This is a genomic window from Pseudomonas crudilactis (assembly GCF_013433315.1).
Taxonomy (GTDB): domain Bacteria; phylum Pseudomonadota; class Gammaproteobacteria; order Pseudomonadales; family Pseudomonadaceae; genus Aquipseudomonas; species Aquipseudomonas crudilactis.
This window is the reverse complement of the sequence record NZ_WXVV01000011.1, coordinates 176,432-190,876: the sequence shown is the minus strand read 5'-3', so window position 1 is coordinate 190,876 and position 14,445 is coordinate 176,432. Positions and strand designations below refer to the sequence as shown.

At 58.4% G+C, this 14,445-nt stretch carries 13 protein-coding genes and 1 pseudogene; 12 read left to right on the top strand and 2 right to left on the bottom strand.

Features of this window, described 5'->3' with window-relative positions:
• Positions 1–28: 28 nt before the first annotated feature.
• A complete protein-coding gene (gene clpS, locus GTU76_RS14385; RefSeq protein WP_016987405.1) occupies positions 29–412 on the bottom strand; it encodes an ATP-dependent Clp protease adapter ClpS in 384 nt (127 codons plus the stop codon).
• Between the two features lie 224 nt (positions 413–636).
• Between clpS and GTU76_RS14380 the strand changes: the two genes are divergently transcribed.
• Positions 637–918, top strand: a complete 282-nt coding sequence (locus GTU76_RS14380) for a cold shock domain-containing protein (RefSeq protein ID WP_016987406.1) — start codon at positions 637–639, stop codon at positions 916–918.
• Positions 919–995: 77 nt separating this feature from the next.
• On the opposite strand, the gene icd is transcribed toward GTU76_RS14380, so the two are convergent.
• The gene (icd, locus tag GTU76_RS14375) at positions 996–2,252 is read right to left on the bottom strand and encodes an NADP-dependent isocitrate dehydrogenase (RefSeq protein ID WP_095118226.1); all 1,257 of its coding nucleotides are present in this window, start codon (positions 2,250–2,252) and stop codon (positions 996–998) included.
• Between the two features lie 481 nt (positions 2,253–2,733).
• Here icd and GTU76_RS14370 point away from each other — a divergent pair, with 481 nt between their 5' ends.
• The 11 genes and pseudogenes from GTU76_RS14370 (at position 2,734) to GTU76_RS14325 (ending at position 14,437) form a co-directional block, all read left to right on the top strand.
• Positions 2,734–4,959 (top strand): NADP-dependent isocitrate dehydrogenase, encoded by a 2,226-nt coding sequence (locus GTU76_RS14370; protein WP_180698881.1) that lies wholly within the window; start codon positions 2,734–2,736, stop codon positions 4,957–4,959.
• Positions 4,960–5,030: 71 nt separating this feature from the next.
• Positions 5,031–5,129: pseudogene (locus GTU76_RS30400) on the top strand (metal ABC transporter ATP-binding protein); the annotation flags it as partial.
• A gap of 28 nt (positions 5,130–5,157) precedes the next feature.
• Positions 5,158–5,604 (top strand): NUDIX hydrolase, encoded by a 447-nt coding sequence (locus tag GTU76_RS14365; protein ID WP_016987409.1) that lies wholly within the window; start codon positions 5,158–5,160, stop codon positions 5,602–5,604.
• 59 nt (positions 5,605–5,663) lie between these two features.
• The gene (mnmA, locus tag GTU76_RS14360; RefSeq protein ID WP_122661291.1) at positions 5,664–6,788 is read left to right on the top strand and encodes a tRNA 2-thiouridine(34) synthase MnmA; all 1,125 of its coding nucleotides are present in this window, start codon (positions 5,664–5,666) and stop codon (positions 6,786–6,788) included.
• Positions 6,785–7,408, top strand: a complete 624-nt coding sequence (gene hflD / locus GTU76_RS14355; RefSeq protein WP_016987411.1) for a high frequency lysogenization protein HflD — start codon at positions 6,785–6,787, stop codon at positions 7,406–7,408. Before mnmA ends, hflD begins: the two co-directional genes overlap by 4 nt.
• 127 nt (positions 7,409–7,535) lie before the next feature.
• Positions 7,536–8,906, top strand: coding sequence for an adenylosuccinate lyase (gene purB / locus GTU76_RS14350; RefSeq protein ID WP_016987412.1), 1,371 nt, complete (start codon positions 7,536–7,538; stop codon positions 8,904–8,906).
• Between the two features lie 86 nt (positions 8,907–8,992).
• A complete protein-coding gene (locus GTU76_RS14345; RefSeq protein ID WP_016987413.1) occupies positions 8,993–10,162 on the top strand; it encodes a ribosomal protein uL16 3-hydroxylase in 1,170 nt (389 codons plus the stop codon).
• Positions 10,155–10,580 (top strand): GNAT family N-acetyltransferase, encoded by a 426-nt coding sequence (locus tag GTU76_RS14340; protein WP_016987414.1) that lies wholly within the window; start codon positions 10,155–10,157, stop codon positions 10,578–10,580. The genes GTU76_RS14345 and GTU76_RS14340 overlap by 8 nt, the downstream gene beginning before the upstream one ends.
• Before the next feature lie 243 nt (positions 10,581–10,823).
• Complete coding sequence (locus GTU76_RS14335; protein WP_180698880.1) at positions 10,824–11,585, top strand: secretin N-terminal domain-containing protein; 762 nt, start codon at positions 10,824–10,826, stop codon at positions 11,583–11,585.
• 474 nt (positions 11,586–12,059) lie between these two features.
• On the top strand, positions 12,060–13,385 hold the full coding sequence (gene aceA, locus GTU76_RS14330) for an isocitrate lyase (RefSeq protein WP_007920195.1): 1,326 nt from the start codon (positions 12,060–12,062) through the stop codon (positions 13,383–13,385).
• 638 nt (positions 13,386–14,023) lie between these two features.
• Positions 14,024–14,437, top strand: a complete 414-nt coding sequence (locus tag GTU76_RS14325) for an NADH-quinone oxidoreductase subunit A (RefSeq protein ID WP_003223812.1) — start codon at positions 14,024–14,026, stop codon at positions 14,435–14,437.
• Positions 14,438–14,445: the final 8 nt, after the last annotated feature.

Here is a 14,445-nt window from a genome sequence, read left to right as displayed (position 1 = left end):
CTTCACCTCATACCCAAGTGGTCGGCGATTAACCGTCCTTCTCGATTTCACAGAGTAGCGGATGCTGGCTTTCCCTGGCGTACTGGTTGACCTGCATGGCCTTTGTCTCGGCGATGTCGCGGGTAAACACTCCACATACTGCCCGTCCTTCTGTGTGGACGGCCAGCATGACCTTGGTCGCCAGCTCGCGATTCAGGTTAAAAAACACCTCGAGCACTTCGACGACGAAATCCATCGGTGTGTAGTCATCATTAAACAAAACCACCTTGTACATCGGCGGCGCCTGTAACGCAGGCTTTGCTTCCTGAACAGCAACGCCTGCCGAATCGTCGTCGTGCTCCTCTGGAAGATCCTTTTGGAGAAGCGGGCGATCCTGATTGAATGTTAGTCGAATCTGGCTGATTGCATGCATGGAAAGAAAGGTTCGTCAGTTGTGCAAATACAGTGGTGGGGGCGGTTGTCCACGTTTTCAACTCCGACTGCCCGGTCACCTTGACTATCGGGAAAACGGTGTTACAACCAATAGAGCCCACAGTGGGTAAAAAAGATCCGCGGAGTCAATCCTTTTAACGGATTAGATTGCGGATGAATTGGATGATACTCCAGCGATGGAGTCTGTTGCAGAGGGATTTGAGCATGGCTGTCGGCAAGGTGAAATGGTTCAACAATGCCAAGGGATTCGGCTTTATCAATACCGACGCCCGTGAAGGCCGCGATGAGGATGGCAAAGACATCGATTTCTTTGCGCACTACTCGGCCATTGAAATGGACGGGTATAAAACCCTGAAAGCGGGTCAGGCAGTGAAATTCGACATCGTGCAAGGCCCCAAAGGCCTTCATGCCGTGAAGATTTGCGCGGCCGACGCCGTGAAAGAGGCGATCCAGGTCGCCACTCACGAAGAAAAAGTGACCAACTGACGCCGCTGAATTTTCAGCCATAAAAAAACCGCCTGACTCAATTCATCGAGTCAGGCGGTTTTTGTGTGCCCGCATTTTTACATATGCGAAATCAACGCATCGCCGAAGCCCGAAGACGAAACCAGCTTCGCCCCCTCCATCAAACGTTCAAAGTCATACGTCACAGTCTTGGCACCAATGGCGCCGTTGGTGCCCTTGATGATCAGATCCGCCGCTTCCGTCCAGCCCATGTGTCGCAGCATCATTTCAGCCGAGAGAATCAGCGAACCCGGGTTGACCTGATCCTTGCCGGCGTACTTCGGTGCAGTACCGTGGGTGGCTTCGAACATCGCCACGGTGTCGGACAGGTTGGCGCCCGGTGCGATGCCGATACCGCCCACTTCCGCCGCCAGGGCGTCGGAAAGGTAGTCGCCGTTCAGGTTAAGGGTTGCGATCACATCGTATTCCGCCGGGCGCAGCAGGATCTGCTGGAGCATGGCGTCAGCGATAGCGTCCTTGACCACAACGTTCTTGCCGGTTTTCGGATTCTTGAACTGCATCCACGGGCCGCCGTCGAGCAGGGTCGCGCCGAATTCTTCAGCGGCCACTTCGTAGGCCCACTCTTTGAAGGCACCTTCGGTGAACTTCATGATGTTGCCTTTGTGCACGATGGTCAGCGAATCGCGGTCGTTATCGACTACGTATTGCAGAGCCTTGCGCGCAAGACGCTTGGTGCCTTCCAGCGAAACCGGCTTGACGCCGATGCCGCAGTTTTCGTCGAAACGGATCTTGGTGACGCCCATTTCTTCTTTAAGGAATTTGATGACCTTGGTGGCTTCCGGCGAACCGGCCTTCCACTCGATGCCGGCATAGATGTCTTCGGAGTTCTCGCGGAAGATCGTCATGTCGACGTCGCCGGGTTTTTTCACCGGGCTTGGCACACCTTCGAACCAGCGCACCGGGCGCAGGCAGACGTAGAGGTCGAGTTGCTGACGCAGGGCCACGTTCAGCGAGCGGATGCCGCCACCGACTGGAGTGGTCAGCGGGCCTTTGATGGAAACCACGTAATCCTTGACTGCATCGAGGGTTTCCTGAGGCAGCCAGGTGTCCTGATCGTAAACCTGAGTGGCTTTTTCCCCGGCGTAGACTTCCATCCAGGAAATCTTGCGCTTACCGCCGTATGCCTTTTGAACTGCAGCATCGACAACCTTGATCATCACCGGACTGATGTCGACACCAATGCCGTCACCTTCGATGAAGGGGATGATCGGGTTATCAGGAACATTGAGAGAATGGTCTGCATTGACGGTGATTTTGTCGCCGACGGCTGGAACCTGAATCTTCTTGTAACCCATGCTGAACTCCATTGTTTGGATTGAACATCTGGCTTGGTTCGAGCGTAACCCAGTTAAATCAACACGCAAACCCTCAGTTCCCGGCATTCGCACAACTCGATTCCTACAAGCCTGAAAGCAAAGGGAAAAGCGCCAAACTCAAGCATTCGCAACGACTCTACGCGCCACCCTGCCCTGCGACCTTTAGACCAATGGACGAGAATCGTTGCATATGAACCATCGGCAGATTGCCAGCTACCTATGTATAATGCCCGCCGCTGACCACAGGGTCACGACGGCTGGCCTCTCTAGCACGAGACTTTCCGCCTGATTGGTCGGGTTGTTACCGCAGTCCGACTGCTTGACGCTCTACTGATGCACCCAACATCACCGCGAAGAATCTCGACATTCGGTTCATGGATGACTTTGAACGAACGCGCTTACCCGGCGCCCCTCGAGTTTCTGCGCACGCTTTAGCAAAGAAGAGAGAGTTAATCCGAATATGCCCACCCGCTCGAAGATCATCTATACCTTCACCGACGAAGCTCCAGCCCTCGCCACCTATTCCCTGCTGCCGATCATCGAGGCTTACACCGCCTCGGCCGATATCGCCGTGGAAACCCGCGATATCTCTCTTGCAGCGCGCATTCTGGCCAGCTTCCCCGAGCAACTGGGCGACAAAGCCGTAGCCGACCACCTCGCCGAACTGGGCGACCTGGCCGTTACGCCTGAAGCCAACATCATCAAGCTGCCGAACATCAGCGCTTCGGTGCCACAGCTGCAAGCTGCGATCAAAGAGCTGCAAGCTCAGGGTTACAACCTGCCGGACTACCCGGAAACCGTGACCAGCGACGCTGACAAAGACGCCAAGGCGCGTTACGACAAGGTCAAGGGCAGCGCCGTGAACCCGGTTCTGCGTGAAGGCAACTCCGACCGTCGCGCACCGCTGTCGGTGAAGAACTACGCTCGCAAGCACCCGCACAAAATGGGCGCCTGGGCCAAAGACTCCAAGTCCCACGTCGCTCACATGAGCACCGGCGATTTCTACGGCAGCGAAAAAGCTGCCCTGATCGACGCCGCTGACGCCGTGAAGATCGAGCTGATTGCCAAGGACGGTACCGCTACCGTTCTGAAAGAAAAAACCACCGTTCAGGCTGGCGAGATCCTCGACTGCGCCGTGATGAGCAAAAACGCCCTGCGCGCGTTCATCGCTGCTGAAATCGACAGCGCCAAGGCGCAAGGCGTGCTGCTGTCGGTTCACCTGAAAGCGACCATGATGAAGGTCTCCGACCCGATCATGTTCGGCCAGATCGTTGCCGAGTTCTATAAAGACGCCCTGACCAAGCACGCTGCCGTGCTGGCCGAGATCGGCTTCAACCTGAACAACGGCATCGGCGATCTGTACGCGCGCATCAAGGCCCTGCCGGCTGAGCAACAGGCTCAGATCGAAGCCGACATGGCGGCGGTCTATGCTGCTCGTCCATCGCTGGCGATGGTCAACTCCGACAAAGGCATCACCAACCTGCACGTGCCGAGCGACGTTATCGTCGACGCCTCGATGCCAGCAATGATCCGTGACTCCGGCAAAATGTGGGGCACCGACGGTCAGCTGCACGACACCAAGGCTGTGATCCCGGATCGTTGCTACGCGACCATCTACCAGGCCGTAATCGAAGACTGCAAAGCCAATGGCGCTTTCGATCCGACCACCATGGGCAGCGTGCCAAACGTTGGCCTGATGGCGAAGAAAGCCGAAGAGTACGGCTCGCACGACAAGACCTTCCAGATCAAGGCTGACGGCGTGGTTCGCGTCACCGACAGCAAGGGCAAGCTGCTGATGGAACAGGCTGTTGAAGCCGGCGACATCTTCCGCATGTGCCAGACCAAAGACGCGCCGATCCAGGACTGGGTCAAACTGGCCGTCAACCGCGCTCGTGCAAGCGCAACTCCAGCGATCTTCTGGCTGGACCCGATGCGCGCTCACGACGGCGTAGTGATCGAGAAAGTTCAGGCCTACCTGAAGGATCACGACACTGCCGGTCTGGACATCCAGATCATGGCGCCGGTCGACGCGATGAAGTTCACCCTGCAGCGCACCCGCGAAGGCAAGGACACCATTTCGGTGACCGGCAACGTACTGCGCGACTATTTGACCGACCTGTTCCCGATCATGGAACTGGGCACCAGCGCCAAGATGCTGTCGATCGTGCCGCTGATGAACGGCGGTGGCCTGTTCGAAACCGGCGCTGGTGGTTCGGCTCCGAAGCACGTGCAGCAACTGGTTGAAGAGAACTTCCTGCGCTGGGATTCGCTGGGCGAGTTCCTCGCACTGGCAGCGTCCCTTGAGCATCTGGGCGTGAACTACAACAACCCGAAAGCACTGGTGCTGTCGAAAACCCTGGATCAGGCCACTGGCCAGTTCCTCGACAACAACAAGTCGCCATCGCGCAAAGTCGGCAACATCGACAACCGCGGCAGCCACTTCTACCTGGCGATGTACTGGGCTCAAGCTCTGGCCGCCCAGACTGAAGACGCTGCACTGCAAGCGCAGTTCGCGACTCTGGCCAAGACTCTGACCGAGAACGAAGCAACCATCGTTGCCGAGCTCAACGCCGTTCAGGGCAAGCCAGTCGACATCGGCGGTTACTACCACGCCAATGCCGAGCTGATCAGCAAGGCCATGCGCCCAAGCGCAACCCTCAACGCGGCGATTGCTGCGCTGGTTTAAGGTTGTAAAGAGAACATCACAAACCCCGGCCCCGTGCCGGGGTTTGTGTTTCCAGAGTTCACACTCCCCCTGTGGGAGCGAGCTTGCTCGCGAAGGCGGCGGGTCAGTCAATGAAAATGTTGAATGATAAACCGCATTCGCGAGCAAGCTCGCTCCCACAGGGGATTGGGTTTCAACCAATAGATTGAGGAAGGTTTTATGGAATGGCTCCCCCACATCACCGTCGCCACCATCGTCGAGGACAACGGTCGCTTCCTGATGGTCGAAGAACACAAGGCCGGGCGTAACGTGCTCAACCAGCCCGCCGGCCATCTCGACCCGGACGAAACCCTGATCGAAGCCGCCGTGCGCGAAACCCTCGAAGAAACCGGCTGGGACGTCGAGCCCACCGGAGTCATCGGCATTTACCTGTACACCGCGCCGAGCAACGGCGTGACCTACCAACGCGTGTGTTTCAGTGCCAAAGCCGTCAAACATCACCCGGATTACCAGCTCGATGACGGCATCGTCGGCGCCAAGTGGCTGACCCGCGACGAATTAATGGCCCAGCGCGACAACTGGCGCAGCGAGCTGATCATCCGTTGCATCGACGATTATCTGGCCGGTCATCACTTCAGCCTCGAACTGATCCGCCCTTCTCTTTAGCCTTGAGGCCGCGAGCCTGCTAGAATCGCGTCCTTTTTCAAGACACTCATTGAATCCCTATGCGTGATCCAGCCCCTTCTGACACATCCAAGAAGCGCGTCATTGTCGGCATGTCCGGCGGCGTGGACTCTTCCGTTTCCGCTCTCCTGCTGATCGAGCAGGGTTATGAAGTGGAAGGCCTGTTCATGAAGAACTGGGAAGAAGACGACGGAACGGAATACTGCACCGCCATGGACGACCTGGCGGATGCCCAGGCTGTCTGCGACAAGATCGGCATCAAGCTGCACACCGCCAACTTCGCCGCCGAGTACTGGGACAACGTGTTCGAGCATTTCCTCGCCGAATACAAGGCCGGGCGCACGCCGAATCCGGACATCCTGTGTAACCGCGAGATCAAGTTCAAGGCGTTCCTCGACTACGCCATGATGCTCGGCGCCGACCTGATCGCCACTGGTCACTACGTGCGCCGCCGCGACATCGATGGCCGCACCGAGCTGCTCAAAGGCCTCGATCCGAACAAGGATCAGAGCTACTTCCTGCACGCCGTTGGCGGCGAACAGATCGCCAAGACCCTGTTCCCGGTCGGCGAACTGGAAAAACCGGAAGTCCGTGCTATTGCCGAGAAATACGAACTGGCCACCGCCAAGAAGAAGGATTCCACCGGGATCTGCTTCATCGGCGAGCGTCGCTTCAGCGATTTCCTCAAGCAATACCTGCCAGCGCAACCGGGCGAGATCAAAACCACCGAAGGCGAAGTCATCGGCCGTCACCACGGCTTGATGTACCACACCATCGGTCAGCGCCAGGGCCTCGGCATCGGTGGCTTGAAAGACGCCGGCGATGAGCCGTGGTATGTGCTGCGCAAGGATCTGGACACCAACGAGCTGATCGTCGGCCAGGGCAACAACCATCCGTGGCTGTTCTCCGGCGCCCTGCTCGCCTCGGAAATTTATTGGGTCAACCCGATCGACCTGAGCCAACCGCTGCGCCTGACCGCCAAGGTTCGCTATCGCCAGAGCGACCAGGCCTGCACCCTGGAAAAAACCGCCAACGGCTACCGCGCCGTGTTCGACGAACCGCAACGCGCGGTGACGCCGGGCCAGTCCGTGGTGTTCTATGACGGTGAAATCTGCCTCGGTGGCGGCGTGATCGAAGTCGCCGAGCCGTGGAGCGGCCAGGCATGAGCCCGACTCAGGAACAACTGACGGCGCTCGGCGGTGTGTTTCTCGCCGCTGTACTGGTCGACCGGATCGCCAAGACCGGTCAGACCAGCGAAGCCGGCCTGAGCTGCATGCTCGGCAGCCTGCTGGTGCGCGACCCGAAGGACACGCTGGATGTGTACGGCGGCGACGACATCAATCTGCGCGAGGGCTACCGGGCACTGATTGGCGCCCTCGAGCGCGATCCGAGCACCTTGCAACGCGAGCCACTGCGCTATGCCCTTTCGATGCTCGGCCTGGAGCGTCAACTGGCCAAGCGCAACGACATGCTCGACATCATCGGCAAGCGTTTGCCGCAGATCCAGTCGCAGGTCGAGCATTTCGGCCCGGCCCACGAAAACGTGGTCGCGGCTTGCGGCGCGCTGTACCAGGACACTCTGAGTACCCTGCGCCAACGTATTCAGGTACACGGCGACATGCGCAATCTGCAGCAACCGAGCAATGCCTCGAAGATCCGCGCCCTGCTGCTTGCCGGCATTCGTTCAGCGCGCCTGTGGCGACAGCTCGGCGGCCATCGCTGGCAGCTGGTGATCAGCCGGCGCAAGCTGCTCAAAGAGCTGTATCCGTTGATGCGCAGCGAGTAAAACGCCGCGCAATAAAAGCTTTGTAGTCTGTAACGCGTAATACGCCGGTCAGTTGGCAACGGACCGGCGGATTTTTTCATGTATGATACGCGCCCCATTTCGTTGCCCGACTGTCCGAGAACACCCCATGCAGCTTTCTTCGCTCACTGCGGTTTCCCCTGTTGACGGCCGCTACGCCGGCAAAACCCAGGCCCTGCGCCCGATTTTCAGCGAGTACGGTCTGATCCGTGCCCGTGTTCTGGTTGAAGTGCGCTGGCTCCAGCGCCTGGCCGCCCACGCGGGTATCCCTGAAGTGCCAGCCTTCTCTGCCGAGGCCAACGCCGTTCTCAATGAACTGGCTGAAAACTTCTCGCTGGAGCACGCCGAGCGCGTCAAAGAGATCGAGCGCACCACCAACCACGACGTCAAAGCGATCGAATACCTGCTCAAAGAGCAGGCGGCCAAGTTGCCGGAGCTGGCCAAGGTCAGCGAGTTCATCCACTTTGCCTGCACCAGCGAAGACATCAACAACCTGTCCCACGCCCTGATGCTGCGTGAAGGCCGTGACGACGTGATGCTGCCGCTGATGCGCCAGACTGCCAACGCCATCCGCGAACTGGCCATCCGTTTCGCTGACGTGCCGATGCTGTCGCGCACCCACGGTCAACCGGCTTCGCCGACCACTCTGGGTAAAGAGCTGGCGAACGTGGTTTACCGTCTCGAGCGTCAGATCGCTCAAGTCGCTGCCGTGCCGCTGCTGGGCAAGATCAACGGCGCTGTCGGCAACTACAACGCGCACCTGTCGGCCTACCCGCAGATCGACTGGGAAGCCAACGCCCGCGCCTTCATCGAAGACGAGCTGGGCCTGGGTTTCAACCCGTACACCACGCAGATCGAACCGCACGACTACATCGCCGAGCTGTTCGACGCGATCGCACGCTTCAACACCATCCTGATCGACTTCGACCGTGACATCTGGGGCTACATCTCCCTGGGTTATTTCAAGCAGCGCACCATCGCTGGCGAAATCGGTTCGTCGACCATGCCGCACAAGGTCAACCCGATCGACTTCGAAAACTCCGAAGGCAACCTGGGCATCGCCAACGCACTGTTCCAGCATCTGGCGAGCAAACTGCCGATCTCCCGCTGGCAGCGCGACCTGACCGACTCCACCGTTCTGCGCAACCTCGGTGTCGGCTTCGCCCACAGCGTGATCGCCTACGAAGCCAGCCTCAAAGGCATCAGCAAACTCGAGCTCAACGAGCAGAAGATTGCCGCTGACCTCGACGCTTGCTGGGAAGTCCTGGCTGAGCCGATCCAGACCGTGATGCGCCGCTACAACATCGAAAACCCGTACGAGAAGCTGAAAGAACTGACCCGCGGCAAGGGCATCAGCCCTGAAGCGTTGCAGACTTTCATTGATGGTCTGGACATGCCAGCGCAAGCGAAAGCCGAGCTCAAGCAACTGACTCCGGCCAACTACATCGGCAACGCTGTAGCGCAAGCCAAACGCATCTGATCGACCGCTTGATCCGTTTGAGACGCCCGGCCGCGCCGGGCGTTTTTATTCCCGTCTGAAAAGTGCTTTTTTTCAATAGGTTACATATGAATCCCGATATTCCTCTTCAACTTCTGGGCGGCATCACAGCACGCGAGTTCCTGCGCGACTACTGGCAGAAAAAGCCATTGCTGATCCGTCAGGCGATTCCTGACTTCGAAAGCCCGATCGACGCCGACGAACTGGCCGGCCTGGCCCTGGAAGAAGAAGTCGAATCGCGCCTGGTGATCGAGCACGGCGAGCGCCCATGGGAACTGCGTCGCGGCCCGTTCGCTGAAGACGAATTCAGCAAACTGCCGGAAAAAGAGTGGACCCTGCTGGTTCAGGCCGTCGACCAATTCGTCCCGGAAGTCAGCGAGCTGCTGGAAAACTTCCGTTTCCTGCCGAGCTGGCGCGTCGACGATGTGATGATCAGCTTCGCCGCACCGGGTGGCAGCGTCGGTCCGCACTTCGACAACTACGACGTGTTCCTGCTGCAAGGCCACGGCAAGCGCAACTGGAAAATCGGCCAGATGTGCGACTCCGAGAGCCCACTGCTGCAACACGCCGATCTGCGCATCCTCGCCGAATTCCACGAGACCGAAGAGTGGGTGCTGGAACCGGGCGACATGCTCTACCTGCCGCCACGTCTGGCCCACTGCGGTGTCGCGGTCGACAACTGCATGACTTACTCGGTCGGCTTCCGTGCACCGAGCGCTTCGGAAGTGCTGACCCACTTCACCGACTTCCTCAGCCAGTTCCTGACTGATGAAGAGCGCTACACCGATGCCGACGCACAGCCGGCCAGCGATCCACACCAGATTCAACACGACGCACTGGATCGCCTGAAAGCCCTACTCGCCGAACACATGAGCGACGAGCGCCTGCTGCTGACCTGGTTCGGCCAGTACATGACCGAGCCGCGTTATCCAGAACTGGTGGCCGGCCCGGAAGGAATCGAAGAAGAAGACTTCCTCGCCGCCCTGCAGGATGGTGCCATCCTGATCCGCAACCCGAGCGCGCGTCTAGCCTGGTCGGAAGTCGATGACGACCTGTTGCTGTTCGCCAGCGGTCAGAGCCGTTACCTGCCGGGCAAGCTGCGCGAACTGCTGAAGCTGATCTGCGCCGCTGACGCCCTGCACACCGACAACCTCGGTGAGTGGCTGAACGACGAAGACGCTTGCGGCCTGCTGTGCCAGCTGGTCAAGCAAGGGAGCCTGGGGTTCGCCGATGAATAAGATTCGCGTACGTGTCGCAGACTGGCAGAAGGACATCGCCGAGATCCGGCGCATTCGTGAAACGGTGTTCATCGCCGAGCAATCGGTGCCACCTGAGCTGGAATGGGACGCGGACGACGCGACCGCTGTGCATTTTCTGGCGTTTGAAGGCGACTTTCCGATCGGTACTGCGCGCCTGTTGCCTGATGGGCACATCGGCCGGGTTTCGGTGCTGAAAGACTGGCGCGGGATGAAGGTGGGTGATGCGTTGATGCAAGCGGTCATCGCCGAAGCGGAAGCGCGCGGCTTGAAAGAGCAGATGCTCAGCGCTCAGGTACAGGCCACAGCGTTCTATGAGCGCTTGGGTTTCAGCCTGGTCAGCGAGGAATTCCTCGAAGCCGGGATTCCGCATGTCGACATGGTTCGGCATTCGGCATAAAACCGCGGCGCGGCGATCGCGAGCAAGCTCGCTCCCACACTGGATCTGTGCCTGACGCACAATTTGTGTCCGCTGGAGATCTACTGTGGGAGCGAGCCTGCTCGCGAAGAGGCCAGCAAGAACACCACAAAACGCCCCGACATCAACCGATGCCGGGGCGTTTTGCTGTCTACGATTCAACTTGCCCCACCCAAGGCCGACAAACTGGCAATATCAAGCCTTTCGAAAGCGGAGATAACGGACATGTCCCTACGCACCCTGCTCACCACCCTGCTGCTCGGTTGCAGTTTTACGGTGATGGCAGCCACAGAAATCGTGCCTCTCAATTACCGCACCAGCACCGACATGCTGCCGATGGCGCAAGACTTCCTCGGCAAGGACGGTCAGGTCAGCGCCTATGGCAACCAACTGATCATCAAGGCCGAGCCGGACAAGATTCAGGAACTCAAGGCGCTGATCACCCAACTGGACACCGCGCCGAAACGCCTGCTGATCACCGTCGACACCAATGAAAACAATGGCCGTGGCGACGAAGGTTATTCGGTCAACGGCGCCCAACCGAACCAGACCCGCATCATCAGCCGCAGCACCGCCAGCCGCGAAGGCGGCGTGCAACAGGTGCAAGCCACCGATGGCATGCCGGCGCTGATCCAAGTCGGCCAGAGCGTGCCAATCACCAATGTTCAGAGTGATTCCTACGGCGGCTACAACAGCCAGACCCAATACCGCAACGTCACCCAGGGTTTCTACGTCACTGCCAGCGTCACCGGCGACATCGTTCACCTGGCGATCAGTACCAACCGTGACCGCATGAGCCAGGAACGTCCCGATGTAGTGAACGTGCAAAGCACCGACACAACTGTCAGCGGGCGCCTCGGCGAGTGGATCACCCTTGCCGGCGTCAATCGCCAGACTCAAGCCGACAAACAAGGCCTGACCCGCAGCTACTCGACTCAAGGCCGGGATGACATGACCTTGCGGGTGAAAGTCGACGCCTTGGACTAAAGCACCGAAAACTGACTGATTAGTCGTATTAGACGAAAGATGTAGTGCTTGAAAAAAAGCACTACAAAACGTTTGACGGGGTAAAAAAGCGAAGGCATGATGGCCTCGCTCCCGCTAATCAGAGGCCCTGGCAAGGGCCTTCGAAGCGATGTTCGCACCTACCCCGCGAACCGCTTCGTGTCTGTACCGCCCACAAGGTGTGTTTGACGAGGTTGCCGACTGGAACGAAGTTGTCCCGAGGGACGGAAGCGTATTTAGGTAACCCGGCATCACACTGTAGACCGTATAGAGGCCCACGACGCCCGAATGCGCCCGCAGTCCGCCACTACCTGCTCACTTCCCCTCGAGCCCATCGTTCATCCCGTCGCCTACCCCGCCGAATCCGCCTTGACCACCTAAGCTTCTGGTCAGCGAGCGCAGGAATTTTCCACCGCAGAACAACTTTTCATAAAAGACGCGACGAGGTTTATCTCCATGGCACTGACACGCGAACAGCAAATTGCAGCCCTCGAAAAAGACTGGGCTGAAAACCCGCGCTGGAAAGGCGTGACACGCACTTACTCCGCTGCTGACGTCGTCCGTCTGCGTGGCTCGGTTCAACCTGAGCACACCTTTGCAAAAATGGGCGCCGACAAGCTGTGGAACCTGGTGACCCAGGGTGCCAAACCGTCCTTCCGTCCTGAGAAAGATTTCGTCAACTGCATGGGCGCCCTGACCGGCGGCCAGGCTGTTCAGCAGGTCAAAGCCGGTATCCAGGCGATCTACCTGTCGGGCTGGCAAGTGGCTGCGGACAACAACTCCGCAGAGTCCATGTACCCGGACCAGTCGCTGTACCCGGTGGACTCGGTGCCAACCGTGGTCAAGCGCATCAACAACTCGTTCCGTCGTGCTGACCAGATCCAGTGGAAAGCCGGCAAGAACCCGGGCGACGATGGCTACATCGACTACTTCGCACCGATCGTGGCTGACGCTGAAGCCGGTTTCGGCGGCGTACTGAACGCTTACGAGCTGATGAAGAGCATGATCGAAGCAGGCGCCGCCGGCGTTCACTTCGAAGACCAACTGGCTTCCGTGAAGAAATGCGGCCACATGGGCGGCAAAGTACTGGTCCCAACTCAGGAAGCCGTACAGAAGCTGACCGCTGCTCGTCTGGCTGCTGACGTTGCCGGCACCCCGACCATCATTCTGGCCCGCACCGACGCGAACGCCGCTGACCTGCTGACCTCCGATTGCGACCCGTACGACCAGCCGTTCGTGACTGGTGAGCGCACTCAGGAAGGTTTCTATAAGGTCCGTGCCGGTCTGGATCAAGCCATCGCCCGTGGTCTGGCTTACGCGCCATACGCCGACCTGATCTGGTGCGAAACCGCCAAACCGGATCTGGACGAGGCTCGTCGCTTCGCCGAAGCGATCAAAAAGGAATACCCGGACCAACTGCTGTCGTACAACTGCTCGCCTTCCTTCAACTGGAAGAAAAACCTCGACGACGCGACCATCGCGAAGTTCCAGCGCGAACTGTCCGCCATGGGTTACAAGCACCAGTTCATCACCCTGGCCGGCATTCACAACATGTGGCACAGCATGTTCAACCTGGCGCACGACTACGCCCGCAACGACATGACTGCCTACGTGAAGCTGCAGGAGCAGGAATTCGCCGACGCTGCCAAGGGTTACACCTTCGTGGCTCACCAGCAGGAAGTGGGCACCGGCTACTTCGACGACATGACCACTGTGATTCAAGGTGGCTCGTCCTCGGTAACCGCACTGACCGGTTCGACCGAAGAAGAACAGTTCCACTGATTCGGCTTCGCTGAGCAAACGGCCTCTGCGGATCGTACAGAAAGCTAACCGCAGAGCCGCAAAACTGACGCCCCGACTGGTTCGGGGCGTTTTTTTTGCCCCGATTTAATGAACACCACAAATCCCTGTAGGAGTGAGCCTGCTCGCGATAGAGGTGTGTCAGCTTGCGCATACGGTGACTGACCCACCGCTATCGCGAGCAGGCTCACTCCTACAGGGATCGGTGTCGTTCGGAGAAAACATTGATCCAGCGCGGTACAACCGTCAGAAAAATCCGCTAAAACGGGCGCCGTCGCTACTTGCAGTAACGTGCAAGTAAGACAACTTCCCAACTGACATCCCGTTAAACAGTTACAAAACCACCCCAAACGATATTAATTATCATTTAGCCGCAACTATGTTCGTTACACTCCCTACAAAACATTATTTGCATAAACCCGCCTAATGCCCGCTACGCATGGGCTGCAGGGCATTGGAGATGCGCTATGTCCTTATTCCAATAAATAATTTCGCTATAGGAATTTTACTTGCAGGGTGTTTAGCCATAAAATCAGCGCGATTGATTGCTGCGACATATCGTCACTGCCTATTTCTTTATCAAGCTCAGAGACCTTTGCTCTCTGTTAAGGATTACCAGCATGCCCGAAGCGACAGGACTCATGGCCCACAACTGGGGCTTTGCCATTTTCCTTCTGGGTGTCGTCGGCCTGTGTGCCTTCATGCTTGGCGTCTCCAGCCTCCTTGGGTCAAAAGCCTGGGGTCGCAGCAAAAACGAACCGTTCGAGTCCGGCATGCTACCTACCGGTGGCGCCCGCTTGCGGCTCTCAGCCAAATTCTATCTGGTCGCGATGCTCTTCGTGATCTTCGATATCGAAGCCCTCTTTCTCTTTGCATGGTCTGTGTCCGTCCGCGAAAGCGGCTGGACCGGATTCGTCGAAGCTCTCGTTTTCATAGCAATTCTGTTGGCAGGTCTTGTCTACCTGTTCCGAGTGGGCGCCCTTGACTGGGCTCCGGAAGCTCGTCGCAAGCGGCAGGCGAAGCTGAAACAATGAGGCTTTGG